The organism is Pseudoalteromonas sp. bablab_jr011, assembly GCF_016464045.1.
In the GTDB taxonomy this organism is placed as follows: domain Bacteria; phylum Pseudomonadota; class Gammaproteobacteria; order Enterobacterales; family Alteromonadaceae; genus Pseudoalteromonas; species Pseudoalteromonas lipolytica.
Genome location: NZ_JACDWU010000166.1, coordinates 13,113 through 37,648, shown reverse-complemented (window position 1 = coordinate 37,648; position 24,536 = coordinate 13,113). Strand labels below are relative to the sequence as shown.

Annotated in this window: 22 protein-coding genes and 8 tRNA genes; 19 read left to right on the top strand and 11 right to left on the bottom strand. The window is 42.9% G+C overall.

Translation table 11 applies throughout. The features are described 5' to 3' along the window. Positions 1 to 9 precede the first annotated feature (9 nt). The 7 genes from JIG41_RS08205 to hemA form a co-directional block, all read right to left on the bottom strand. On the bottom strand, positions 10 to 1,263 hold the full coding sequence (locus JIG41_RS08205) for a DUF819 domain-containing protein (RefSeq protein ID WP_036967429.1): 1,254 nt from the start codon (positions 1,261 to 1,263) through the stop codon (positions 10 to 12). A 15-nt stretch (positions 1,264 to 1,278) separates the two neighbouring features. After that, positions 1,279 to 2,106, bottom strand: a complete 828-nt coding sequence (locus tag JIG41_RS08200) for a tetratricopeptide repeat protein (RefSeq protein ID WP_036967428.1) — start codon at positions 2,104 to 2,106, stop codon at positions 1,279 to 1,281. 128 nt (positions 2,107 to 2,234) lie between these two features. Further along, complete coding sequence (locus JIG41_RS08195; RefSeq protein ID WP_036967427.1) at positions 2,235 to 2,609, bottom strand: SirB2 family protein; 375 nt, start codon at positions 2,607 to 2,609, stop codon at positions 2,235 to 2,237. A 21-nt stretch (positions 2,610 to 2,630) separates the two neighbouring features. Then, positions 2,631 to 4,169: a DUF3369 domain-containing protein gene (locus tag JIG41_RS08190; RefSeq protein WP_036967422.1), complete on the bottom strand. Its 1,539-nt coding sequence runs from the start codon at positions 4,167 to 4,169 to the stop codon at positions 2,631 to 2,633. Positions 4,170 to 4,214: 45 nt separating this feature from the next. Continuing rightward, positions 4,215 to 5,057, bottom strand: coding sequence for a peptide chain release factor N(5)-glutamine methyltransferase (prmC, locus tag JIG41_RS08185; protein WP_074989265.1), 843 nt, complete (start codon positions 5,055 to 5,057; stop codon positions 4,215 to 4,217). A gap of 2 nt (positions 5,058 to 5,059) precedes the next feature. After that, positions 5,060 to 6,145, bottom strand: a complete 1,086-nt coding sequence (prfA, locus tag JIG41_RS08180) for a peptide chain release factor 1 (protein WP_036967416.1) — start codon at positions 6,143 to 6,145, stop codon at positions 5,060 to 5,062. A 7-nt stretch (positions 6,146 to 6,152) separates the two neighbouring features. Next, positions 6,153 to 7,409 carry a glutamyl-tRNA reductase gene (gene hemA, locus JIG41_RS08175; protein ID WP_036967413.1) on the bottom strand — a complete coding sequence of 419 codons (1,257 nt, stop codon included), beginning with the start codon at positions 7,407 to 7,409 and terminating at the stop codon, positions 6,153 to 6,155. A gap of 83 nt (positions 7,410 to 7,492) precedes the next feature. Here hemA and lolB point away from each other — a divergent pair, with 83 nt between their 5' ends. The 14 genes from lolB (at position 7,493) to JIG41_RS08105 (ending at position 13,886) form a co-directional block, all read left to right on the top strand. Further along, complete coding sequence (gene lolB / locus JIG41_RS08170) at positions 7,493 to 8,080, top strand: lipoprotein insertase outer membrane protein LolB (RefSeq protein WP_036967410.1); 588 nt, start codon at positions 7,493 to 7,495, stop codon at positions 8,078 to 8,080. Between the two features lie 2 nt (positions 8,081 to 8,082). Further along, positions 8,083 to 8,949 carry a 4-(cytidine 5'-diphospho)-2-C-methyl-D-erythritol kinase gene (gene ispE, locus JIG41_RS08165; RefSeq protein ID WP_199524551.1) on the top strand — a complete coding sequence of 289 codons (867 nt, stop codon included), beginning with the start codon at positions 8,083 to 8,085 and terminating at the stop codon, positions 8,947 to 8,949. 85 nt (positions 8,950 to 9,034) lie between these two features. After that, positions 9,035 to 9,982 carry a ribose-phosphate pyrophosphokinase gene (locus JIG41_RS08160; protein ID WP_036967404.1) on the top strand — a complete coding sequence of 316 codons (948 nt, stop codon included), beginning with the start codon at positions 9,035 to 9,037 and terminating at the stop codon, positions 9,980 to 9,982. Between the two features lie 150 nt (positions 9,983 to 10,132). After that, the gene (locus JIG41_RS08155; protein WP_036967397.1) at positions 10,133 to 10,741 is read left to right on the top strand and encodes a 50S ribosomal protein L25/general stress protein Ctc; all 609 of its coding nucleotides are present in this window, start codon (positions 10,133 to 10,135) and stop codon (positions 10,739 to 10,741) included. A 19-nt stretch (positions 10,742 to 10,760) separates the two neighbouring features. Further along, positions 10,761 to 11,345 (top strand): aminoacyl-tRNA hydrolase, encoded by a 585-nt coding sequence (pth, locus tag JIG41_RS08150; protein ID WP_036967395.1) that lies wholly within the window; start codon positions 10,761 to 10,763, stop codon positions 11,343 to 11,345. Positions 11,346 to 11,379: 34 nt separating this feature from the next. Further along, on the top strand, positions 11,380 to 12,471 hold the full coding sequence (gene ychF / locus JIG41_RS08145; protein ID WP_036967393.1) for a redox-regulated ATPase YchF: 1,092 nt from the start codon (positions 11,380 to 11,382) through the stop codon (positions 12,469 to 12,471). A gap of 453 nt (positions 12,472 to 12,924) precedes the next feature. Further along, a tRNA-Met gene (locus JIG41_RS08140) sits at positions 12,925 to 13,001 on the top strand. 60 nt (positions 13,002 to 13,061) lie between these two features. Then, a tRNA-Leu gene (locus JIG41_RS08135) sits at positions 13,062 to 13,146 on the top strand. Positions 13,147 to 13,181: 35 nt separating this feature from the next. Beyond that, positions 13,182 to 13,256: transfer RNA gene (locus tag JIG41_RS08130), tRNA-Gln, on the top strand. A gap of 4 nt (positions 13,257 to 13,260) precedes the next feature. Then, positions 13,261 to 13,337: transfer RNA gene (locus JIG41_RS08125), tRNA-Met, on the top strand. A gap of 86 nt (positions 13,338 to 13,423) precedes the next feature. Continuing rightward, a tRNA-Leu gene (locus JIG41_RS08120) sits at positions 13,424 to 13,508 on the top strand. 40 nt (positions 13,509 to 13,548) lie between these two features. Then, positions 13,549 to 13,623: transfer RNA gene (locus tag JIG41_RS08115), tRNA-Gln, on the top strand. Between the two features lie 65 nt (positions 13,624 to 13,688). Next, positions 13,689 to 13,773, top strand: a tRNA-Leu gene (locus JIG41_RS08110). 38 nt (positions 13,774 to 13,811) lie between these two features. After that, positions 13,812 to 13,886: transfer RNA gene (locus JIG41_RS08105), tRNA-Gln, on the top strand. Between the two features lie 184 nt (positions 13,887 to 14,070). On the opposite strand, the gene JIG41_RS08100 is transcribed toward JIG41_RS08105, so the two are convergent. After that, entirely contained in the window at positions 14,071 to 15,240 is a 1,170-nt protein-coding gene (locus tag JIG41_RS08100) for an FAD-dependent oxidoreductase (RefSeq protein WP_199524550.1), read from the bottom strand. Positions 15,241 to 15,498: 258 nt separating this feature from the next. Between JIG41_RS08100 and miaB the strand changes: the two genes are divergently transcribed. The 5 genes from miaB to lnt are packed head-to-tail and all read left to right on the top strand — an operon-like array spanning position 15,499 to position 20,940. Beyond that, positions 15,499 to 16,944: a tRNA (N6-isopentenyl adenosine(37)-C2)-methylthiotransferase MiaB gene (gene miaB, locus JIG41_RS08095; RefSeq protein ID WP_036967384.1), complete on the top strand. Its 1,446-nt coding sequence runs from the start codon at positions 15,499 to 15,501 to the stop codon at positions 16,942 to 16,944. 50 nt (positions 16,945 to 16,994) lie between these two features. Continuing rightward, positions 16,995 to 18,047, top strand: a complete 1,053-nt coding sequence (locus JIG41_RS08090; RefSeq protein ID WP_074989681.1) for a PhoH family protein — start codon at positions 16,995 to 16,997, stop codon at positions 18,045 to 18,047. Then, the gene (gene ybeY / locus JIG41_RS08085) at positions 18,044 to 18,499 is read left to right on the top strand and encodes an rRNA maturation RNase YbeY (RefSeq protein ID WP_199524549.1); all 456 of its coding nucleotides are present in this window, start codon (positions 18,044 to 18,046) and stop codon (positions 18,497 to 18,499) included. Before JIG41_RS08090 ends, ybeY begins: the two co-directional genes overlap by 4 nt. A gap of 22 nt (positions 18,500 to 18,521) precedes the next feature. Then, positions 18,522 to 19,406 carry a CNNM family magnesium/cobalt transport protein CorC gene (gene corC, locus JIG41_RS08080; protein WP_036967376.1) on the top strand — a complete coding sequence of 295 codons (885 nt, stop codon included), beginning with the start codon at positions 18,522 to 18,524 and terminating at the stop codon, positions 19,404 to 19,406. Beyond that, positions 19,387 to 20,940, top strand: a complete 1,554-nt coding sequence (lnt, locus tag JIG41_RS08075) for an apolipoprotein N-acyltransferase (RefSeq protein WP_199524548.1) — start codon at positions 19,387 to 19,389, stop codon at positions 20,938 to 20,940. Before corC ends, lnt begins: the two co-directional genes overlap by 20 nt. A gap of 135 nt (positions 20,941 to 21,075) precedes the next feature. Here lnt and JIG41_RS08070 read toward each other — a convergent pair whose 3' ends face one another. The 3 genes from JIG41_RS08070 to JIG41_RS08060 form a co-directional block, all read right to left on the bottom strand. After that, on the bottom strand, positions 21,076 to 21,552 hold the full coding sequence (locus tag JIG41_RS08070) for an FKBP-type peptidyl-prolyl cis-trans isomerase (RefSeq protein ID WP_182395098.1): 477 nt from the start codon (positions 21,550 to 21,552) through the stop codon (positions 21,076 to 21,078). Continuing rightward, positions 21,549 to 23,951, bottom strand: a complete 2,403-nt coding sequence (locus JIG41_RS08065; RefSeq protein WP_199524547.1) for a Lon protease family protein — start codon at positions 23,949 to 23,951, stop codon at positions 21,549 to 21,551. Before JIG41_RS08065 ends, JIG41_RS08070 begins: the two co-directional genes overlap by 4 nt. A 69-nt stretch (positions 23,952 to 24,020) precedes the next feature. Further along, positions 24,021 to 24,479 (bottom strand): zinc ribbon-containing protein, encoded by a 459-nt coding sequence (locus JIG41_RS08060; RefSeq protein ID WP_074989684.1) that lies wholly within the window; start codon positions 24,477 to 24,479, stop codon positions 24,021 to 24,023. Positions 24,480 to 24,536: the final 57 nt, after the last annotated feature.

Here is a 24,536-nt window from a genome sequence, read left to right as displayed (position 1 = left end):
TTTTATTCCTTAAGGTGCAACAGCTTGCAGCATTAATCCACAAATATATGCCATATAGGTTCCGACACCATAGCCCAAAACTGCCAGTAAAACACCAACAGGGGCAAGTGATGGATGAAACGCTGAGGCAACTACGGGCGCTGATGCTGCCCCGCCTACATTCGCTTGAGACCCAACGGCCATATAAAATAAAGGCGCTTTAATTAATTTCGCTACAATCAGCATTAAGCTTGCGTGTGTCAACATCCAGATCACACCCAAAACAAAGTACATTGGCGAATCAAAAATAGCCGTAATATTCATGTGAAGACCAATTGATGCCACCAAAATATATAAGAAGCTTGAAGCCACTTTTGATGCACCAAATGCTTCGATATGACGTACTTTAGTAAACGATAAACTAATCCCGATTGTGGTCGAAATTACGATTAACCAAAAGAACTTACTGTTTAAACTATATTCTTGTGCCCATGGGAAGTTAGCGCCAAAATACGGCCCTAAAAAGTCCGCACAAAAATGCGCCAAGCCCGTTATACCAAAGGCAATCGCAATAATGGTCATGTAATCATTAAGTGTTGGCATACGTGCATGTTCAGCATGATAGGCTTCAACACGCTCTTTAAGCTCTTCAATTGCACGGGTGTCTGCCCCGGTTTTGGCATCAATGGCTTTGTGATTAGCAGCCATCAGTAACAGTACAGCCATCCATAAGTTAGCCACAATGACATCAACCGTTACCATTGCCGAGAAAATATCCCCACCAACTTCAAACATTTCTTTCATTGAGGCCTGATTAGCGCCCCCGCCTATCCAGCTACCTGCGATAGTTGTCATACCGCGCCAAACCGCATCGGGGCCATGACCACCAACGGCTTCAGGATAGACCGCGCTCATCACTAAAATCGCTAACGGACCCCCAATCACAATCCCCATGGTACCGGTTAAGAACATGATTAACGCTTTCGGACCAAGGTTTAAAATGGCTTTTAAATCAATGCTGATGGTTAACAGAATTAAACAAGCCGGTAATAAGTAGCGAGATGCTACAAAATAAACATTCGACGAGTGACCATCAACAATCCCAAAAGTATTTAATAACGAGGGTAAAAAGTAGCACAGCAGGAGTGCGGGTACATATTTATAAAATTTTCGGCATGCCGCATTATTACTGTGTGAGGTTTTAAAGATAAACCCCAAAATAACGGCAAGCAAACCAAGTACGACTGCGTCATTGGTAATAAGCGCACTGTGGGCGTCAGTCATAAATGTTCCTTTAATTTAGTGGTGTGTATTATTGTTATCTTCGATTTCAGCAATTTGATGCTGAATAATCTCTATGGCCGGATCATCTGGGCATTCATTAATAAAATACTGCAAATCGTCACGGGCCATTTTAGGGCAATCTAATTGATTAAGCAGGTACCCTCGGTCACGGCGTTCATAGGGGTCATCACCGAGTAGTTCCATTAACATGTCAACGCAATGAAGGGCATGACCAAACTTGCTCTCGCTGATAAACGACCACTTTTGCTGTGCTAAATACAGCTTATAAAGCTCTTCTTCAAAAATTAGCTCAAGTGGTTCTTGTTCATCACCATTCTCTTCACAGGCATTTTCGGGGGTAATATACCAACTTTGCTGGCCCGTACTTGGCTCAATTAAATAGCCCTCTTCTTCGCTTATTGCGACATGAATATGAACTTCACCTTGACTTAAAGTCACTGTGGCATCAAATTCAGCGTGCTGTAATAAGTGACAAAGTAATATCGCCAGTGTGGTTTGTGTACCACTACGCATCGTAATGGTGTAGCTAAAGCTGTTTAACGTGTACTCAGGCACTTTTAGGCTTGAGGCACTGAACAACCATTGCTGATAAAAGGTATCAAGAAGTTTATCTAGACGCTCGTGTGGCTCTTTAAATTCAGTACAAAGTGCTGATACGGTATCTTCAAACTCATTTAATGTGTCATAACAAGCAGTTAAATCTACCTGTGTGTCCCACGTTAATTCAGCATCGATACAACGATAAAGCACGTTTGAAGAAAATGCGTCAAAGGCCTCATCTTGATAGGATTCATTGTGATCTTCAAACCAAGGGGTGGTCATTTATACTGCAACATCTCTTTCGAAAACGAGAGGCTAGTTTACCTACTTTTAGCGTCAGTTGCCAATCTTGAAAAGAGAAAGTGAGCAGCGGTATAACGGTTAACAGTCGATATACCGCGTTTCAATGTTTACAGGATAAAAGCGTTCTTTGCAGAGGCGAGATAACCAATCGCAAGTAAAATGAAGGTTGTCACAACAAGTAAAATGACACGTGCCGATTGTGAGCTTTGTCTGGCTGCAACAATTCCTAAAGCGATATAGGCAATCACTAAAATAATTTTTTCAAGCAACCACGACTGCTCTAGCGGGTTAAACCCAGCCATTACAATCAATGCAATAGCAGAAACCAACAACAACGTGTCGATACTATGACTGCCAATAAAAACGATTTTATTCTTTGCTAATGTGGCTGTTTTTAACCGCGAAAAAGAGCGAACGTAAAATAAAATGATACTCAACACAGCGAGTAACATGTGAGTGTGTTTAACTGCTAAATAATCCATATGCCTCAATTCTAATTGTCATTAATCTGGGTAACGTACAAGTACGTCTTCTATTTCTTTAATGCGTTGATTAAACACATCTATTAACTTTGGATCAAACTGTTTTCCTTGCTGAGCGTTTATCTCTTTTACAACATCTTCAAGAGACCAAGGCTCTTTGTAACAACGCTTGTGTCGTAGTGCATCAAACACGTCGGCCAGTGCAACAATGCGCCCAGCAATCGGGATATCGTCCCCTTTTAAGCCTGCAGGATAGCCTGTGCCATCCCAGCGCTCATGGTGAGATAACGCTATAACAGCCCCTGTGTTAACAATATCACGTGACGAGTCTTTTAATATTCGGTGCCCCTTTTCTGCATGCTGTTTCATGATTGCCCACTCTTCATCGCTGAGTGGCCCTGGTTTATTGAGAATAGCGTCGGGTATCCCTACCTTTCCAACATCATGAAGAGGAGCTGCATGTCGAATTAATTCAGCTTCGCGCTTCGGTAATCCATAGCCCACAGCCAATTCGTAGCAAATGTGCGACACACGTTTTACATGGTTTCCTGTTTCGGTAGAGCGTTGTTCAAGCGCTTCACTTAATCTAAACACCAGTTCTTGTTGAGTTGCTTCTATTTCAGCCTGAAGCTGAACGTTTTCATAAGCAAGTTGCACGTTTTGTGAAAATATCTCGATGAGGTGGCGCTGTGTATCGGATAAGTGCTTTGGAATACCCGAAATAAACAGCATAGAATTATGATTGTATTCACTGCTGCAATACGCAAATAGGTAGTTTTCACGGTAAACGATGGTTTTTTCTCTTAGCGCTTGCTGACAAGCTTGTAGCTGCTCTTCATTGAGCACCTCTTCAATCGCTTTGCCTTCGCTGCGTTCAAACTCACCTTTGCCTGAGAATACAACGAGCTTTTTCTGGTTATCGAGCGGGTTACTTGCCACCAGACTCGTAGCATACACGGCTTGCTCTACTGTACCGAGCAATGAGGTGAGTTGTTGCATCACGCCTTCAATAAAGTGCTCTAATGAATGAGTAGAAAAAATATCACGCGATGCTTTTATAATTTTTTCAAGGCCTTGGCGTGATTGCTCTATAGATAAGATATCGCGATACGAACGCAAACTCGACATCACCACTGTAAAGAGCTTTTGTGCTGTCAGCTCTGTCTTAGATTTGTAATCGTTAATATCATAATTAACGATTACTTGTCTTTCCGGTGCCTGACCGGGTTGGCCTGTACGAAGAATAATACGAATATGATTGTTCTTTGCAGTTTCACGAATATATTTTGCAACCCGCAGGCCAGCGTCATCGGTTTCCATTACTACATCGAGTAATACGATGGCTGCATCTGGGTGCTGCTCTATTAATTGCTTTGCCTCTTCACCTGAGTAAGCACTAATAAATTCAAGACGTTTGTCTTGGAATTCAAAGTCACTGAGCGCAAGCTTTGTTACGGCATGTACTTCTGGTTCGTCATCAACGACGATGACTTTCCAACTACCCTGAATCACTTCTGATACATCATCAAGTGCTTCATCCGAAAACAAAAAATCATCCATTGTTTGGGACCCTCAAAGGCTATATGCGCACAGTGCTCTGTTATTTTATTTAGGCCATTGTGCTAACGTTACACGGTCATTACCGCCAAGATCTTTAACTGTAAGTATATGGCTATACGACATTTGTGCAAAAAATTCTTGAACTTTAACACTTTGTTGGTAGCCATGTTCAATTAAAAGATAGCCATTTGTTGCTAAATAGTCACGTGCCATTGTAATTATTTGCTTAATATCAGCCATGCCATCATCATCAGCCACCAAGGCTGACAAGGGCTCAAAACGCACGTCACCTTGGCTCAAATGTTCATCATCGTATTCAATGTACGGCGGGTTACTAACAATCAGATCAAACTTTTTATGGTTTACAGCGCTAAACCAATTACTTAAAGCAAAAGTGGCGTTGTTAATATTAAGTCGTTGTTGATTCTCGTTAGCAAGCGCAACGGCTTCGGGTACTCTATCAACCCCTAATACTTGCCAATTGGGCATTTCACTGGCGAGTGCAAGCGCAATTGCCCCCGTCCCGGTTCCTAAATCGAGCACGTTTGCAGCATGGGGTAATTCAAGCCCCAGTGCATACTCAACCAGCGTTTCCGTATCAGGACGAGGTATCAAAGTGGTGGCATTCACCTTTAGTGGCAAACTCCAGAATTCTCTAATGCCGGTGATATGCGCGACAGGTTCACCTTGCAAGCGACGCTGGCATGCACGATTAAACTCAGCTTCTTGCTGTTCCGTTAGGTGTTTTTCAGGCCAACTAAATAAGTAACTACGGGGTTTATCGAGAATAGAAAGTAGCAGGACTTGCGCGTCTAGTTTCGCGCTGTCGCTGCTAGGCGTTAATAACGCCGTCGCAGCAATCAGTGCTTGTTCTATGCTTTGTGGCACGATTATTCATCGCCCATCGCAGCAAGTAAATCAGCTTGGTGTTCTTGCATTAGGGGCTCGATAACACAGCCTAAATCACCTGCAACAACTTCATTTAAACGATACAGTGTTAAATTAATACGGTGATCAGTAATACGACCTTGCGGGTAATTATAAGTACGAATACGCTCTGAACGGTCACCACTGCCCACTAAATTACGACGCTCTGATGCTTCAGCCGCTTGGCGTTTTTCATCTTCAGCTTGTTGTAAACGTGCACCAAGTACCGACATCGCTTTCGCACGGTTTTTATGTTGTGAACGCTCATCCTGACATTCAACGACCACACCCGTTGGAAGGTGGGTAATACGAATTGCTGAGTCAGTTTTATTTACGTGCTGACCACCGGCACCCGACGCACGGAATGTATCGACTTTAATATCTGCAGGGTTAATTTCGATAGCCTCTGCCTCAGGCACTTCTGCCATAACCGCAACGGTACACGCCGAGGTATGAACACGGCCTTGCGACTCAGTTTCTGGTACACGTTGAACACGGTGCGCCCCTGATTCAAACTTAAGCTGGCCGTACACGCCTTCACCCGAAATATGTGCGATAACTTCTTTATAGCCACCGTGCTCACCTTCGTTGGTGCTCACTATTTCGACTTTCCACTTTTTCGTTTCTGCGTAGCGGCTGTACATGCGGAATAAATCGCCCGCAAAAATAGCGGCTTCATCGCCCCCCGTGCCTGCGCGCACTTCTAAAAAGACGTTGTTATTGTCTTTCGGATCTTTTGGTAGCATTAAGATCTGAATTTCATCTTCTAATGCAATAATTTGTGCTTTTGCTTCTTTATATTCTTCTTGCGCCATTTCGCGCATCTCAGGATCAGAGTCTTTTAGCATTTCTTCTGCTGCAGCGACATCATCTTGTGCTTGCTGGTACGCTAAAAACGCTTTAACAATTTCTTCTAATTCTGAATATTCTTTAGATAAGGCACGAAAGCGATTTTGATCGCTGATCACAGAGGGGTCGCTTAGCAGCGCTTGCACTTCCTCATAACGCTCGACTAAGGTTTCTAACTTTCTATAAACAGACTCTTTCATTTAACGGCTATTCCTGATCAATACCTAACATTTTCTTTAATTGACTTAACTCAGCGGCTTCACCATTTTTAGCCGCATCTTGAATAGCACGGGTAGGTGCGTGCATCAAGCGGTTGGTCAGTTTGTTTGCCAACTCGAGTATCACTTTTTCTGCGTCTTTGCCTGCTTGCAGCTGGCCAAGTGCTTTTTCGACAAGTTCTGATTTAATATCTTGTACATCATTTCGATACAAACGAATAATATCGACCGAATCGAGAGAGCGCAGCCACATGACAAATTCATTGGTGCGCGCATCAATAATTATTTGCGCTTGCTGCGCCGCTTGTTCGCGCGCGGCGATATTCTCGCTCACTATCGCTTGTAAGTCATCTACTGAATACAAATAGGCCGCATCTAATTCGCCTACTTGGCTCTCAATATCCCGAGGGACAGCAATATCAATAAACAGCATGGGCTTGTGACGACGTTTTTTTAAAGCCTGCTCAACCACCCCTTTACCAATAATTGGCAAAGTACTCGCGGTAGAACTAATAACAATATCGGCATCGTGGAGACGCTCAGGTAGTTGCGCCAAAGCGATAACATCAGCGTCAACTTCGACAGCTAAACTTTTTGCACGCTCGATGGTGCGGTTTGCCACCGTGATTTTTTGCGGATCATTTTGGTATAAATGTTTAGCCACCAGTTCAATGGTCTCGCCTGCCCCAATCAGCAATACATTGGTTTTATCTAACTTACCATAAATATGCTTGGCTAAATTAACAGCAGCATAAGCCACGGATACTGCACTGGCACCAATGTCTGTCTCTGTGCGAACTTGTTTTGCTACCGAGAACGTTTTTTGAAACAAGCGGTCAAATGTCACACCAATGGCATCATGCGTTTTTGCATTATGGTAGGCTTGCTTTATTTGCCCCAAAATTTGTGGCTCACCCAATACCAAGGAATCAAGGCCGCACGACACACGCATTAAATGATTAATAGCCTGCTCGCCCTCATGATAATAGGTGTTACTGCTCAGTTCTTGTTCATCCAAACCATGGAAACTGGCTAACCAGTGCAACAGTGTTTGGGAATTACGCTCAGCAAGGCTACAATAGATTTCGGTTCGGTTGCAGGTCGAAACAATAACCGCTTCATTAAAATGCGCATGGCCACTTAATTGTTGTAACGCCTCAGACATTTGCTCAGGCGAAAACGCGACTTTTTCGCGTAATTCTACGGATGCGGTTTTGTGATTTATACCAAGTGCTACGATGGTCATATGTACCAAATATTGCTAAGCCCAGCTGTAAAGGCGTTAATTTTACCAAAAATCAGCGGAATATGGAAAGTAAGGAACGACATTTGATTAAACAATATTTGATTTTATTCATGTTTTTTTTATTTATCAGTGGTTGCGCCCAAAAAACATCAACGATTGACTACGTTTACCCTGATTGGAAAACCCGCCTTGATCACCATGCCAAGTGGCAAGTACAAGGAAAAATTGCCTTTATTAGTTCAGAGCAACGACAATCAGCTAACGTCAATTGGCAACACGACGAGTTACACAGCGACATGATCTTAACCAGTTTTATCGGTACCCGTATTTTGTCGTTAAAACAAAATGCATATGGCGCTGAAATTGAATACGACGGTGATGTTTACACGGACCGCGATGCCTCATTATTACTTTACCGGCTGACGGGTTTCACTATTCCGCTCGATAACGCGGCGACATGGCTCAAAGGGACCGCTGACAACGAACACACCCAATTTGACGAACTCAATCGCTTAACAAGTCTAATATGGCACGCTGAAAACGGCCAGCAATGGCAAATCACCTATTCTCATTATATAAAACAAGATGGCTATTGGCTTCCAACAAAGCTGAGCCTTAAAAACCCGCAAATTCGTATTAAAATTCAACTTAATGATTGGCAGTTTAATTAATCATGACAGAAACTTCGCACGCTCCACTCACCTTAATAGCACCCGCAAAACTAAATCTGTTTTTACATATTAATGGTCGTCGTGAGGATGGCTATCACGAACTCGAAACCCTGTTCACGTTTTTAAATTTTGGTGACGATTTAACGTTTTCACTCACCGATGACCGTAAAATTACCGTCTCGGGTGACACACAAGGCATTCCTACTCACGACAACCTCATATATAAAGCCGCATTTTTATTGCAACAACATTGTCAGTGCCAGCAAGGTGTAAACATTCATTTAGTTAAACGCTTGCCTATGGGCGGCGGTGTTGGTGGTGGCTCATCAGATGCGGCAACCACCTTACTGGCACTCAATAGATTATGGAACTGTAATCTGTCATTGGCTGAATTAGCACAGCTAGGAGTCACACTTGGCGCTGATGTGCCCGTGTTTATTAATGGTCATACCGCAATTGCGCATGGCATTGGCGAGCAATTACATAATGTTGAATTAACCCCAGGTTGGTTCTGTGTTGTGCATCCTGGCGAGCATGTGAGTACGGCAGAAATCTTTACTCACCCTGATTTAAAACGCGACACAGCCAAGCTAAAAGCTGATTGGCAAACAGAAAATTTACGCAATGATTGCGAGCCTTTGGTCAAAAAGCTCTGCCCCGAGGTTGAAAAAGCCCTCCAGTGGTTGCTAAAATACGCTCCGTCAAAGATGACTGGCACGGGCGCTTGCTGCTTTGCTGAGTTTTCAACTCAGGCCGAGGCAGAACAAGTTTTAGCTCAATTGCCAGAAAAGTGGACAGGTTTTGTAGCAACTAGTGCTACACTTTCTCCTGCTCATACAGCATTAAATGCTCACTTTGAAATGAAGTAACGTACAAGTAAATGTAAAAGTTAACCTGCTTTGGTGCCTACCAAAGCCTGTTAGTCCCAAAATTCAGTGCCTGAGGAACCCTACCGTGCCTGACATGAAGCTCTTCGCTGGTAACGCAACACCTGAGCTAGCTCAAAAAGTTGCAAAACGTTTGTATATTGAATTAGGCGATGCTGTTGTTGGCCGTTTTAGTGACGGTGAGATCAGTGTTCAAATTAATGAAAATGTTCGTGGCTCTGACGTTTTCATCGTTCAATCAACCTGTAACCCTACTAACGATAACCTAATGGAACTTATCGTTATGGTTGATGCCCTACGTCGTGCGTCTGCTGGACGTATTACTGCAGTAATCCCATACTTTGGTTACTCACGTCAAGATCGTCGCGTACGTTCTGCTCGTGTACCAATCACAGCTAAAGTCGTTGCAGATTTCCTATCAAGTGTAGGTGTTGACCGTGTTCTAACGGTTGATTTACACGCTGAACAAATTCAAGGTTTCTTCGATGTGCCGGTTGATAATGTATTCGGTAGCCCAGTGCTATTAGAAGACATGAAAGAACGCGACTTCGATGACGTTGTTGTTGTTTCACCCGATATCGGTGGTGTTGTTCGTGCTCGCGCAATCGCGAAGCTATTAAACGATACAGACCTTGCTATCATCGACAAGCGTCGTCCACAAGCTAACGTTTCACAAGTAATGCACATTATTGGTGACGTTGAAGGTCGCGACTGTATCATCGTAGATGACATGATCGACACAGGCGGGACACTGTGTAAAGCGGCAGCTGCACTTAAAGAACATGGTGCTAAGCGTGTATTTGCATACGCAACTCACCCTGTACTTTCTGGCAACGCAGCTGAAAACATCCGTGAATCGGTCATCGACGAAGTGATTGTTACTGACTCAATTCCACTGTCTGATGAGCTTAAAGCACTGGATAAAATCAAAGTGCTTACGCTTGCAGATATGCTTGCTGAAACAATTCGTCGTATCAGCAACGAAGAATCTATCTCAGCGATGTTTGAACACTAATAAACACGCAGTGATAGCCAAAAAGCACCGTCTAGGTGCTTTTTTTGTGGTCGTTATTTATTTTCCCTCAAAGTGGTGGTATGATAGCGCGCCTTTTGGCTGGGGACCTTGGTCGCAAAGGCCCTAAGACTTTTAATTTTTGGAGACATTATGTCAACTTATACATACAATGCAGAATTACGTACAGAAACAGGTACTGGTGCGAGCCGCCGCCTACGCCGTGAAGATAAAGTTCCTGCAATCCTTTACGGTGCTGACAAAGAAGCTGCATCAATCGTTCTTGCACACAAAGATATGATCAAAGCGCAAGAAGACGAAGGTTTCTACACGCACATCCTTACTTTAAACATTGGCGGTGAGTCAGTTGAAGCTATCCTTAAAGATATTCAACGTCACCCGTTCAAGCCTAAGATCACTCACTTAGACTTCCAACGTGTAGATGCTTCTCACAAACTTCACACTAAAGTGCCAGTACACTTCATCGGTGAAGAGAAAGTAACTAAAGCAGGTAACACTGTTGTTCACCAATTAACTGAAATCGAAATCACGTGTCTTCCTAAGTCACTTCCTGAGTTCGTTGAAGTTAACGTTGCTGATTTAGTTGCAGGTGATTCAATCCACCTTTCAGACCTTAAACTACCTGCAGGTGTTTCATCTGTTGAGCTAGCTAAAGGTGCAGACCACGATCAGTCAATTGTTACTGTAAAAGCTAACAAAGCTGCTCCTGCTGAAGAAGCTTCAGAAGACGCTGCAGAATAATTTTTAAGGTGTACACACCTTGAATTCTATTCAAATGCTTGTGGGCCTGGCTAATCCAGGCCCCGAATACGCAAATACACGCCATAATGCAGGTGCTTGGTTCATTGAAGAACTCGCAGCACGCTATAACTGCACACTCAAACACGATCCTAAATATCACGGCCTCACTGGCAAAGTGATCATTCAAGGCCAAGAATTTAAATTACTGATCCCAACTACTTACATGAATTTAAGTGGTAAGGCGGTGAGTAGTCTCGCTAATTTCTTTAAAATCCCTGTTGAGAACATTCTCGTAGCGCATGACGAAATGGATCTTGATCCCGGCATTGCTAAACTAAAAAAAGGTGGCGGCCACGGTGGTCACAATGGTTTAAAAGATATTATTGCGAAAATGGCAAACCAAAAAGATTTCATGCGCCTTCGTATCGGTATTGGTCATCCGGGTCACCGAGAAATGGTGACAGGCTGGGTACTTGGTAAAGCCGCTAAAGAAGATCAAGAAAAAATGGATGCCGCTATTGATGAGGCAGTTCGTTGTATGGAAATTCTTGCAAAAGATGGTGTGTTAAAAGCACAAAACAGACTACATTCATTTAAACCTTAATCCGTTTTAATGAAATTACACAAGGTATCTTACTATGGGTTTTAAATGTGGCATCGTTGGCTTGCCAAACGTTGGTAAATCAACATTATTTAATGCACTAACTAAAGCGGGAATTGAAGCCGCTAACTTCCCTTTCTGTACCATTGAGCCGAACACAGGTGTGGTACCGGTGCCTGATGCACGCTTAAATGCATTAGCCGAAATCGTAAATCCGCAACGCATTTTACCAACAACGATGGAATTCGTTGATATTGCAGGCCTTGTAAAAGGCGCTTCAAAAGGTGAAGGTTTAGGTAACCAGTTCCTTGCGAATATTCGTGAAACTGATGCAATCGGTCATGTAGTGCGCTGTTTTGAAGACGAAAACATCGTTCACGTTGCCGGCACTATCGACCCTGCTGACGATATTGATGTCATTAACACCGAATTAGTACTGGCTGATATGGACAGCGCTGATAAAGCAAGTTTCCGTAATGCGAAAAAAGCGAAAGGTGGCGATAAAGATGCAAAAGAACAAAACGCTGTTCTCGAAAAAGTAAAAGCACACCTTGATGAAGGTTTAACGTTACGTTCTTTAGAACTAACAAAAGAAGAAAAAGCAGCTATTAAGCCTTTAAACTTCTTAACAATTAAACCAACAATGTACATCGCAAACGTAGCAGAAGATGGTTTTGAAAATAATCCATACCTAGACAAAGTGCGTGAAATCGCAGCTGCAGAAGATGCGGTTGTTATTCCTGTCTGTGCGGCTATCGAATCAGAGCTATCTGAGCTTGAAGAAGAAGACAAGCTTGAGTTTATGGCTGACTTAGGTCTTGAAGAGCCGGGCCTTAACTTAGTGATCCGTGGTGGGTACGAATTACTTAAATTACAAACCTACTTCACAGCAGGCGTAAAAGAAGTACGTGCATGGACAATTCCTGTCGGCGCAACAGCACCACAAGCGGCAGGTAAAATTCATACTGATTTCGAACGTGGCTTTATCCGTGCACAAACTATCGCTTTTGATGATTATATTGAGTTCAAAGGTGAAAGCGGTGCGAAAGAAGCAGGTAAAATGCGTCAAGAAGGTAAAGAGTACATCGTGAAAGACGGTGATGTTATGAACTTCTTATTTAACGTATAAGTTGTGTAGCACACTCTCTTTAAAAGGCTCGTTATCACGAGCCTTTTTTGTTTTCTGAATTGACACCACGACGCGCAGGTTATTTTTAGCGCTGTAAACAGAGCCATTTTATCTATTTGCTCTGTGTATAGTATTCTACTCCTATCACTGTAAATACGTTTATCTGTTATAAAAACTCTCAACAAAATAGTTTTTAAATTTACACACTTAATTTTTGTATGAAAATCAAACAGATTAAAAGTGGGCTTTTATTAGCAACAATACGTAATATACTTTTAGTGGTGTCTTTGTCTGTCAAAAAAACAGCAATTTAAATAAAATTTAGCCGCTTAGCTTAATTTTAATGCAAACAAACCCTGTTAAACGTTTTTTTGCAAAAAAGGTGTTGACGGATTTAGGTCATATCAGCATAATACGCCCCGCACTCAGCGATGAAGTGCTAACAAAAAAGATGGCTAAGTAGCTCAGTTGGTTAGAGCACATCACTCATAATGATGGGGTCACAGGTTCAAATCCCGTCTTAGCCACCATTCTTTTTGTTACTCAATGAAGAGTTAAAAATAACTACCAGTGTTTTTTAAACACAAAATGCGGGAGTGGCGGAATTGGTAGACGCGCTGGATTTAGGTTCCAGTAACTTCGGTTGTGAGAGTTCAAGTCTCTCCTTCCGCACCATGTTCTGATAAGAACTAAAATTATCAAATTTTTGTTGGGATATCGCCAAGCGGTAAGGCAGCAGGTTTTGATCCTGCCATTCCCAGGTTCAAATCCTGGTATCCCAGCCACAATGGCTAAGTAGCTCAGTTGGTTAGAGCACATCACTCATAATGATGGGGTCACAGGTTCAAATCCCGTCTTAGCCACCATTCTTCTTTTAGAATGGCTCTGCAGGAGTTTAAACTGCACTCAATGAAGAGTTAAAAATAACTACCAGTGTTTTTAAACACAAAATGCGGGAGTGGCGGAATTGGTAGACGCGCTGGATTTAGGTTCCAGTAACTTCGGTTGTGAGAGTTCAAGTCTCTCCTTCCGCACCATGTTCTAGATAAGAACCAAAACTATCAACTTTTTCTTTGTTGGGATATCGCCAAGCGGTAAGGCAGCAGGTTTTGATCCTGCCATTCCCAGGTTCAAATCCTGGTATCCCAGCCACTTTCTCTACCAAGAGAGTGAATAAGAAAAACTCTGTATAGAGTATAAAAATGCAACTTAATGATGCGGGAGTGGCGGAATTGGTAGACGCGCTGGATTTAGGTTCCAGTAACTTCGGTTGTGAGAGTTCAAGTCTCTCCTTCCGCACCATGTTCTTAAGTAGAACTAAAACTCTTCAAGTTTAGCGTTGGGATATCGCCAAGCGGTAAGGCAGCAGGTTTTGATCCTGCCATTCCCAGGTTCAAATCCTGGTATCCCAGCCAACTTCCTTTCTAATTTCTAATTTCTAATTTCTAATTTCTAATTTCTAATTTCTAATTTCTAATTTCTAATTTCTAATTTCTAATTTCTAATTTCTCCAAAATTTAATTCATTTTTATTCAGCGCAAAAAAAACAGGCTAATTTTCATTAACCCGTTTCTTTATCGTTTATGTGTATTATTTTGTTTAACTGAGTGTCCCACTAATGGCATATTTTAATACCCAGTTCTTAGCCGGGCCAATATTGTTCGCTAATTTTAAAAACTTACTACGTGCCCAACTGAGTGGTTGTAGTTCATTTGAGAATCCGAAGTAACAGGCATCCATCATACTCATCATAAGTAAATTAGCGCGACGACGTTTCTTCTCATACTGCTTTAATACCGCATGCTGACCAACATCATCGTGGCCAGCAAGAACCTCAGCCAGTGCAACCACATCTTGAAAACCTAAATTAACCCCTTGGCCTGCCAAGGGATTAATAGTGTGTGCTGAGTCGCCCACTAGGACTAAACGCCCTTGCGAATAATCATTTGCGTGCTGACGAGCCAATGGAAAAACAGCATGCTCAAGTAACTCAAATTCACCCGGCAACTCAGGAAAATGCGCAATGAGTTGGGCTTTTAGTTGTTCTGTGGGGAGTTTATTCCAACGGTTTAAAACCGACGCGTTGTGGTAACAAATTAAATTTGCATACGGGGCTTGCATAGGCAAAAACGCCACTGGGCCCGTTGGTGTAAATTGTTGCCACGTTTTAACTTGTTGCGGCGCATCCAGTTTAATTAACACACCCATACAGTGTTGACCATATTGCCACCCTGTTACACCTAAGCCAGCTTTGCTACGTAATTGTGATTGTCCGCCATCTGCAGCAACCACTAAATCAGCCGTATATTGGGTGTCATCGTAATGAAGCGTGATTGAATCACTCTCTTGGCTTATCTCTGTAACCGGTGTTGTCTGCTCAATGACCTCGATGCCATATTGAGAAAATTGCTGCCAAAGACTCGCTTGAATTAGGCTATTTTCGATTAAATGACCCAGATGTGTTTCACCAATATCATGGCAATCAAACAATAAGTTTTCGCCTTGTTGCTGATACGCCTCAAGCTGTTGGTATGGAGCGATACGATTTTGGCGCAATAACGGCATTGCCCCCAGCTCATCAAGTAAGTCTTCTGAAAAACGATTAATAGCCGAAATGCGAATATCCACCTTATCTGAACTGAGAATGTCATCAGCATCGATAAGGTGCTTTTCAATAATAGTGACGTCCCTGCCCTGCTGTGCCAGTTTAACAGCTGTGGCAGCACCTACCATGCCACCACCAACAACAATTACCTTATTTTTCTTCATTTAATAGTCGCTCATTTGGCTATTTGAATACGGCATAAATTGTAACGTAATTCACTAAACTGTGTCAGTGCATTTACGCGTTAAGAATTTTAAAACAGTGACTTGTTTGATTTCACACCACAAAGATAAAAACTATACTTGGATCTGTGCGGGTATCCAGCTAAAATACGCGTCCTTTAAGTCGGCATTAAAGCCGCTTAATCCTGTTTCTAACACATTTTTGTGTCACTACCGAATTGAAAACGAGGCTATATTTCAATGAGTAAAAAGCTGCATATTAAAACCTGGGGTTGTCAGATGAACGAGTACGACTCTCAGAAAATGGCGGATCTACTGGATGCGACTAACGGCTATCAGTTAACTGATGAAGCTGAAGATGCAGATGTGATCTTACTCAACACCTGTTCAATTCGTGAAAAGGCGCAAGAAAAAGTATTCCACCAGCTAGGCCGTTGGAAGCTATTAAAAGACGATAAACCTGACCTTATCATTGGTGTAGGTGGCTGTGTAGCGTCACAAGAAGGTGACTCAATTCGTCAACGTGCGCCGTTTGTCGATGTAATTTTTGGCCCGCAAACGTTACACCGTTTACCAGAGATGATTAAGCAAGTGCAAAGTGGCGACAGCACATCTGTTGTTGACGTATCATTCCCTGAAATCGAAAAGTTCGACCGTTTACCTGAGCCAAAAGCAGAAGGCCCAAGTGCGTTCGTATCGATTATGGAAGGCTGTTCTAAATACTGTACTTTCTGTGTTGTGCCATACACGCGCGGTGAAGAAGTAAGCCGTCCACTTGATGACGTACTACTCGAAGTCGCCCAGCTCGCAGAGCAAGGCGTGCGTGAAGTAAACTTACTAGGTCAAAACGTAAACGCTTACCGCGGTGAAACGCATGATGGCGAAATTTGTTACTTCTCTGACCTACTGCGTTATGTTGCCGCAATTGATGGTATTGACCGCATTCGTTACACCACTTCGCACCCAGTAGAGTTTACTCCTGACATCATCGATGCATATGCCGATGTACCAGAGCTTGTCGACCACTTACATTTACCAGTGCAAAGTGGCTCTGACCGTATTCTTAATTTAATGAAACGTGGTCATACAGCTCTAGAGTACAAATCAACGATTCGTAAATTACGTAAAATTCGCCCTAACTTAAGTATGTCTTCTGATTTTATCATTGGTTTCCCTGGCGAAAGCAAAGCAGACTTTGAAGCAACAATGAACCTTATCAATGATATTGGTTTTGATATGAGCTTCAGCTTTATCTACAGTGCACGCCCTGGTACACCAGCAGCTGATTTACCGGACGACGTATCAGAGCAAGAAAAAAAAGAGCGTTTATACCTTTTACAAAACCGTATTACGCAAATGGCACAGCAAATCAGCCGCCAAATGTTTGGCACTGAACAGCGAATCTTAGTTGAAGGTCCTTCTAAGAAGAACCCTATGGAGTTACGTGGCCGTACTGAAAACAACCGTGTGGTTAACTTTGAAGGCCCACATTCAGTGATCGGTCAATTCGTTGATGTACGTATTACTGAAGCGTTGCCAAACTCTTTACGCGGTGAATTAATTCGTACAGAATCAGAAATGAATCTGCGCCGTGATATTGCGCCATCGTCTATTCTTAGTAAAGCAGCCGAAGCAGACGCTGCACAAGCCCCTAACGAAATTGGCGTTGCAACTTTCGTCCCTTAGGGTGAATTTTGGTGCTGGCCCTTGCCAGCACCCATCAATAGGAAGCAATTTTGAGTAATCAATTAAAAACTTTAGAGATTTATTTAGAACCCGCCGACAACAAACGCCTTTCATCTTTATGTGGTCCGTTTGACGAAAACATCAAACAAATTGAACGCCGACTAGGTGTTGAAATTGCCCATCGCGATAATTTTTTTAGAGTCACTGGTAAACTTCACTGTGCAGCAGCCAGTGTTGAAATCTTAAAAAACCTTTATGTTGATACTCAACCAGTTCGTGGTGAAATTGGCGAAATTGAACCCGACGCTGTGCACTTAGCGATTAGCGAATCAAACGCCCTTGATCAAGACGACAACCCGGGCGTTTATGGTAAAGACATGGTGATAAAAACTCGCCGTGGCGTTATTAAACCGCGTAACGATAACCAAGGCGTGTATGTGGCTAATATTCTGCATCACGATATTACCTTTGGTATTGGCCCTGCAGGCACAGGTAAAACCTACCTTGCCGTTGCTGCTGCTGTTGATGCACTGGAGCGTCAAGAAATTCGCCGTATTCTGCTTACTCGCCCTGCCGTTGAAGCAGGTGAAAAACTGGGTTTCTTACCTGGCGACTTGAGCCAAAAAATCGACCCTTATTTACGCCCTCTTTATGATGCATTATTTGAAATGCTCGGCTTCGAGCGCGTTGAAAAACTGATCGAAAAAAATATTATCGAAGTAGCACCGTTAGCGTACATGCGTGGACGTACATTGAATGACGCATTTATCATCCTTGATGAAAGCCAAAATACCACCGCAGAGCAAATGAAAATGTTCTTAACCCGTATTGGTTTTAATTCTAAGGCCGTTATTACAGGCGATATCACCCAAGTAGATTTACCGCGTGGTGCGCGCTCGGGCCTTCGCCATGCGATTGAGGTACTTAACGGTGTCGATGAAATTAGCTTTAACTTTTTCCAATCACATGATGTGGTACGCCACCCTGTTGTGGCGCGTATTGTTGAAGCCTATGAGCGCAACGATGAAGCTGAACGTTTAAAACGGGCTGAAAAACAACGCGCAAAAGAAGCGCAAGCAAACCAACAAGAAGCAAACTCGTGACCGAATTAGATTTACAAATAGCGTGTGAGTTTGACAACTTACCAAGCTTTGAACAATTTCAACTGTGGGCTGATAAAGTCCTCAGTCACTACCGTGAAGATGCTGAACTGACAATTGTGATCAGTGATGAGGCACAAAGCCAACAACTCAATAATGACTACCGTGGTAAAGATAAACCGACTAATGTCTTATCGTTTCCATTTGAAGCCCCCCCTGGTATTGAGTTACCTTTAGTGGGTGATTTAATCATATGTCCAGCTATCGTTTTAGCTGAGTCAATTGAGCAAGAAAAAACCTTTCACGACCATTTTGCCCATATGGTGATCCATGGATGCTTGCATTTACTTGGATTTGACCATATAAAGGACGAAGATGCACTCGAAATGGAAAGCATAGAGAAGCAATTACTTGCCGATCTGAACATTGCTGACCCATATCGAGACGATATTTAAATTTACGGAGCAATTAGACGCAATGAGCGACGACAACTCGCAAACTAGCCAGGGTTCTTCTGGTAAAACGTGGCTGGGCCGCATAGCCCAGATGTTACAAGGGGAACCCCAGAATAGAGAAGAGCTGGTAGAAGTAATTGCCGATGCGCAAGAACGCGACCTTATCGACCCTGAAACAAAAGAAATGATTGAAGGGGTATTAGGTGTGTCAGAACTAAAAGTTCGAGACATCATGATACCACGTTCTCAAATGGTGACGCTTGAAATTGACGCCCCATTAGAAGAGCTACTCCCGATGATGGTTGACTCTACACATTCTCGTTTCCCCGTGGTTTGTGAAGATAAAGATCACATCGAAGGTATATTACTCGCAAAGGATTTATTGCCTTTAATTCTAAATAAAGATGAACTATTGCCATCACTACGTGACTATTTACGTCCTGCTATGGTGGTTCCTGAAAGCAAACGAGTTGATACGCTGTTAAATGAGTTTCGTCAACAACGTTATCACATGGCCATCGTTATTGATGAATACGGGGGTGTGTCAGGATTAGTAACCATCGAAGATATTCTCGAAATCATTGTGGGTGAAATAGAAGACGAACACGATGAAGAAGAGGAACAACAAGATATTCGACAAGTTGCGAAACATGTTTACGCAGTTCAAGCTCTAACACCTGTTGATGACTTTAACGAATATTTTAAAACGGGTTACAGCACCTCTGACGCCGATACAATTGGTGGTACGGTTTTACATGCGTTTGGTCATATGCCAAGCCGTGGTGAGACGATAGACATTGAAGGCTTACAATTTAAAGTCACCAATTCTGACAATCGTCGCATCTTACAATTGCAAGTCACCATTCCTAAGGCTGATGATAACGACAGTGAAGAAACTGCTAACTAACCTCTGCGTTCTTGCAAAAGATAAAAAAGCCTGGCTCGCACTTATTGCGGGCCTCTTTTTAACCTTAAGTTACGCCCCCTTTAATCTGTGGCACATTGCCTTTCTTTCTCTTAGTGCACTGCTTTATTGCATCAACCCTCTTGCAAACGGTAAAGACGCAGCAAAGCGCAGCGCAAAATATGGCTTCATCTTTGGTTTAGGGTGGTTTGGTGCCGGTATCAGCTGGGTGCATGTTTCAATAGCCACCTTTGGTGGAATGCCATTAATTGCCTCTCTTGGTTTAATGGTTGTTTTATGCGCCTACCTTGCACTTTATCCAGCTTTAGCTGCTTGGCTTAGTACTCGACTGGCTTCAGGGCCCTATAGTTTTGTGTGCTTATTATTGGCAAGTATTGCGGTCACTGAGTATCTGCGTGGCACGCTACTGACCGGGTTTCCATGGCTTAGTTTTGGCTATACACAAACAGACAGCCCACTAAACTTTTTAGCCCCTGTGATTGGTGAGTTTGGTATCACGCTTATATGTGTATTAATCGCCTTTGCGCTATATCGCTTAATAAGTAAAGACATTAAACCTTTGATAGTCTCTGTCGCCGTGCTCATTGGCTTATATTTTATTGCAGGTAACAGCCCAGTTAAATACCAAGATAAAACGATTAAAACCGTGCTCGTACAGGGTAACATCAAGCAACATTTACGGTTTGAGCCGTCTGAGTTTTGGAATACCATGAGCAAATACCAAGACATGACACGCCTGCATTGGAATGCTGATTTAATCGTTTGGCCTGAAGCCGCCGTGCCTGAGCTAGAAGCCCTTGCGACGCAATATTTATCTGGCCTTGACAGTGCCGCAACATTTAATAACACCGCACTTATCACTGGCATTGTTGATTACCAGTACGACACCCGCAATATTTTTAATACCCTCATTGTACTTGGTAAAAAAGAGCCCAGTGACAATGAAGGTCACTATCAGTATTTAGGGCATAACCGCTATCAAAAGCATCAATTGTTACCCATTGGTGAGTTTGTGCCATTTCAAGATTTACTGCGCCCTATCGCCCCTCTATTTGACTTACCAATGTCATCGTTCACCCGTGGTGATGAAGTACAAGATAACTTGCGCGCCAATGGTTTAAATATTTTGCCTGCTATTTGCTACGAAATTGCCTTTGCCGATTTAGTGCGTGGAAACTACAGAAGTGATTCTGATATTTTGTTTACTGTTAGTAATGATGCCTGGTTTGGAGATTCTCATGGCCCGCATCAGCATATGCAAATAGCCCGTATGCGCGCCCTTGAGCTTCAGCGCCCGCTTATTCGCGTAACGAATACCGGTATTAGCGCTGTGTACGACCCTATCGCAAAATCGCAATTGAGCATGCCACAGTTTAAAGCCGATGTGCTTGAAGCGAATATCACCCTAATTCAAGGTGACACGCTATACAGTCGTTTAGGTAATTGGCCGGTATGGCTGGCTGTTTTATTACTAACTGTCATAGGGTTAGTAAGAAAAACCAAAGCAAACGCGTAAAGAATACGACTGCGTTTAATTAGAGTACTATTTTGAGGCTATACCTAATGGGTATAGCCTCATTAATCCCGCGGAATTAAACCAAAAAAGGGCTCCATTTATGAAGCCCTTTCTTTTTTGTCGTTTGGCTGGCGCTTACGATTCAATCTTAAGAAGTTCAACCTCAAATATTAGTAACGAGCCTGGCGGAATGCTGCCAACACGTTTACGCCCATAGGCAAGCTGTGGCGGGATATAAAAGGTGAACTTATCGCCTTCGCTCATTAACTGTAAGCCTTCAGTCCAGCCGGCAATCACTTGGTTTAAACCAAAGCTAATTGGCGAATTGCGTACGACTGAACTGTCAAATACACTGCCATCCATGAGCGTACCATGGTAATGCACCTTCACCTTACTGCTAGCATGTGGCTTAGCTTCATTACCCGCGCTGTGCTCAATTTTGTATTGCAGCCCAGAAGTTGTTTCATGGACATCATCAGCTTTACCATTTGTCGCTAAAAAATCAGCGGCCAACGTTTCATTTTCGAGTGCTTGTAATTTCGCTTTTTTGCTATTTTTAAAAATCAAAAAACAAAATACACCTATGACCAATAAAAGAATTAAGTTAATCATTCCGCTTCCTTTTCATCATCATTATCGCCATTAACAATATCGGCAATGTTTGCAAGTCGGGCTAATGCTAAGGCATTAATAGAGCCGTCTTGATAGCCCTGCTCCGTCATTTCACCCGCGTCTTTGTCCATTAATAGACTTAACGCCTGATCTACTGTTTCAACGGCATAAATATTAAAGCGGCCTTTTTCAACGGCGTCGAGCACTTCATCATCAAGCACCAGGTTCACTTGGTTTGACTTTGGAATGATCACGCCTTGCTCGCCCGTTAAGCCACGCATTTTACAGAGTTTAAAGAAGCCTTCGATTTTCTCGTTAACACCACCAATAGATTGCACGTCACCATGTTGGTTAATTGAGCCTGTAAGCGCAATTGACTGGCTAATAGGTAAGTTGGTTATTGCCGAGATAAGCGCACAGAGCTCGGCCAGTGACGCACTATCACCGTCGATATAACCGTAACTCTGTTCAATCGCGATATTAGCACTGAGCGTTAAACTAAATTGCTGCGCATATTTGTTACCTAAGTAGCCGGTTAGAAGCATCACCCCTTTTGAGTGAATTGCTTTACCCAACTCAGCCTCACGCTCAACGTCAATGACCCCATCGGCACCGGCATAAACCGTGGCAGTAATACGTGCAGGCGTACCAAACGATGTATCACCGATATGCAGCACCGTTAAGCCGTTTACTTTACCCACAGCCTGACCTTCGGTAGCAATGAGGATCTGCCCCTCTTTAATATCGCTAAGCATGGTTTCTGAAATTTGCCCAGTACGGTACTGTTTACCAAGAATGGCTTCATCAATGTGGTGCGCATCAATCAGTGTATGTCCATCTTGCTTGGCATAAAAACTGGCTTCGGCCACCAACTCAAGAACTTCTGCAAAACGTGCAGACAGCTTATTTTGATGCTCAGCTTGGCGATAACTAAACTTGAGTAAACGTGCCATTGCCGCTTCGTTTGCAGTGCAATTTAAGGTTTTCTCACAGTATTCAGTCACTTTGGTAATAAACTGGTACTGCAGCTTATCGCTGCTTGGTAAGTAATAATCAAAGTCAGCAAGCACACGAAACAGCTCAGCAAACTCTTCATCGTACTCACCAATGGTGTAATACAAATCACGTGAACCCAGCAGCACAATTTTTACATCCAGCGGAATAAGCTGCGGACGTAAAGTAAAACTGCTCCCCACTGAACTGTCTTGATACGGTAAGTCGTTCTTAATTTGATGCGTTTTTAAAGACAGTTTTAGGCCATCCCACACTTGTGGATTCGCCATTACTTTTTCAGCGTCCATAATCAAGTAGCCGCCATTAGCACGGTGCAGTGCACCCGGCTGAATTGAGCGATAACTGGTTATGAGCGAGCCCTGCGATGTCGCGTATTCAATTTTGCCAAAAATATTGCCAAACGTTGGGTTAGGCTCGTAAACAACAGGCGCTGCATCCCCTTCTTTAAATTCGACTAAAATATTGGGTGCGAAAAAGTCGGTTAGCATGCCCTTGCGGTCAAAGTCTTCTTTGTTTTCGTCGTTGTCATCATCGTCGAGCCACTCCAGCACCGCATCAATGATTTCTTCACGTATGTCTTTTAAATAACGCAGCACACCAATATGCGTTGCATATTTGTGCTCGAGCGCTTTAATAAGTGGCTTGGTCGCTAACTCAGCCGTTGATTTTTTAAGATTACGCAGTTTTTCAGATGATTCACGTTTCCAACGCGGTAACTCAATCAGCGCTTCGATTAACGCATCTTCGAGTTTTTCAATCACGTCATAAAATTCAATACGCAATGGCTCTTCGAGTGCCGCAAACTCACTGTCGCTTAATTGCTTACCATTAACCAAAGGCGCAAACCCCACCACGCCATTTTCTTCGATAAGCGCTACACTTTGCTCAAGCGCGGCAATTTCTACTGCGGTTATAGCTGCATCGTAAGTATCGGTGAATTCACGGTCTATTGATTTCTTCTTACGCTGATAACCTGGGTTATCGAATGCTGCTGGGAATGTATCAAGCACTTCATCAATAAATGAATCAATATCATCTGCAAGCTGCTTGCTTTGCCCAGCTTGCATAAACAGCGCGATAGGCTCGCGGTGGTCGTCGTAATTATTGACATACAGCCACTCATTAGGCGTTGGGCGGCCTTTTGAATGGGCTGTTAGCTTGTCTTTCACTAAGGTAAAACGACCCAGTGCAGCCTCACCCATAACATAAACATTGTAACCAGGTAGCTCCATACCTAATGAAAAATCGAGCGCACTTTGAGCACGTTGTTGGCCAATAAACGTTAAAGCCTCTGGGTATGGATTATTCATGCATGTAGCAACATGACTGGCGGCAATTTCTGGCGCTAAGGTAGAGACTGGCAATGGGATTAGTTTTTTTGTCATTCTAACTTCTTATTTCCCAGGATTAGCTGGGCATTATGGGTAACGCCCAGCTTTTGCTTGCGTTACAGATTAAGGTTGTAATGCCTTACGGCTAAAGTAAATACCACCGCATTCAGTACAAGGGGTAATTTGAGTAGCATGGTAAACATCGTAACTATGTTGGCAATTTTTACATACTAATGTGCCCATGGCTATCCATTCTCCCTGATGATAGACACCATTGTGCTTAAAATCTTGATTTAGGGCCTGCCATTCTAACTGGGTTTTGTCTTCGATGTGCGATAACTCGTACCAAAGCGACTCTTTTAGTTCAAGCCACGCTAAGGAGTCATAATGTTTATCGTTTTCTTTGATGTGATCAATATCGCGTTTAAGGTAGTCGCGATACAGCTCAAGTTTTTCTTTCCCTAGATCTTTAAGTGCCTGCTCAGATTCAACAAACTTCTCCATTGCCTCCTTCAACTCGTGGTCTTTTACATCTTTAAGCCATGCACTTAAATCGCTGAGCCATGTTTTATAATCTGCCATCGTTTACTCCTTCAAAAGTGATGAAAAATCAATACTTACTATAGTTGAGTATAGGTT

Excerpts from the sequence above, each read along its gene's own strand:
- JIG41_RS08205 (WP_036967429.1), bottom strand. The coding sequence starts at position 1,263 with ATGACTGACGCCCACAGTGCGCTTATTACCAATGACGCAGTCGTACTT.
- JIG41_RS08200 (WP_036967428.1), bottom strand. The coding sequence starts at position 2,106 with ATGACCACCCCTTGGTTTGAAGATCACAATGAATCCTATCAAGATGAG.
- JIG41_RS08195 (WP_036967427.1), bottom strand. The coding sequence starts at position 2,609 with ATGGATTATTTAGCAGTTAAACACACTCACATGTTACTCGCTGTGTTG.
- JIG41_RS08190 (WP_036967422.1), bottom strand. The coding sequence starts at position 4,169 with ATGGATGATTTTTTGTTTTCGGATGAAGCACTTGATGATGTATCAGAA.
- prfA (WP_036967416.1), bottom strand. The coding sequence starts at position 6,145 with ATGAAAGAGTCTGTTTATAGAAAGTTAGAAACCTTAGTCGAGCGTTAT.
- hemA (WP_036967413.1), bottom strand. The coding sequence starts at position 7,409 with ATGACCATCGTAGCACTTGGTATAAATCACAAAACCGCATCCGTAGAA.
- ispE (WP_199524551.1), top strand. The coding sequence starts at position 8,083 with ATGACAGAAACTTCGCACGCTCCACTCACCTTAATAGCACCCGCAAAA.
- JIG41_RS08155 (WP_036967397.1), top strand. The coding sequence starts at position 10,133 with ATGTCAACTTATACATACAATGCAGAATTACGTACAGAAACAGGTACT.
- ychF (WP_036967393.1), top strand. The coding sequence starts at position 11,380 with ATGGGTTTTAAATGTGGCATCGTTGGCTTGCCAAACGTTGGTAAATCA.
- JIG41_RS08100 (WP_199524550.1), bottom strand. The coding sequence starts at position 15,240 with ATGAAGAAAAATAAGGTAATTGTTGTTGGTGGTGGCATGGTAGGTGCT.
- miaB (WP_036967384.1), top strand. The coding sequence starts at position 15,499 with ATGAGTAAAAAGCTGCATATTAAAACCTGGGGTTGTCAGATGAACGAG.
- corC (WP_036967376.1), top strand. The coding sequence starts at position 18,522 with ATGAGCGACGACAACTCGCAAACTAGCCAGGGTTCTTCTGGTAAAACG.
- JIG41_RS08070 (WP_182395098.1), bottom strand. The coding sequence starts at position 21,552 with ATGATTAACTTAATTCTTTTATTGGTCATAGGTGTATTTTGTTTTTTG.
- JIG41_RS08065 (WP_199524547.1), bottom strand. The coding sequence starts at position 23,951 with ATGACAAAAAAACTAATCCCATTGCCAGTCTCTACCTTAGCGCCAGAA.
- JIG41_RS08060 (WP_074989684.1), bottom strand. The coding sequence starts at position 24,479 with ATGGCAGATTATAAAACATGGCTCAGCGATTTAAGTGCATGGCTTAAA.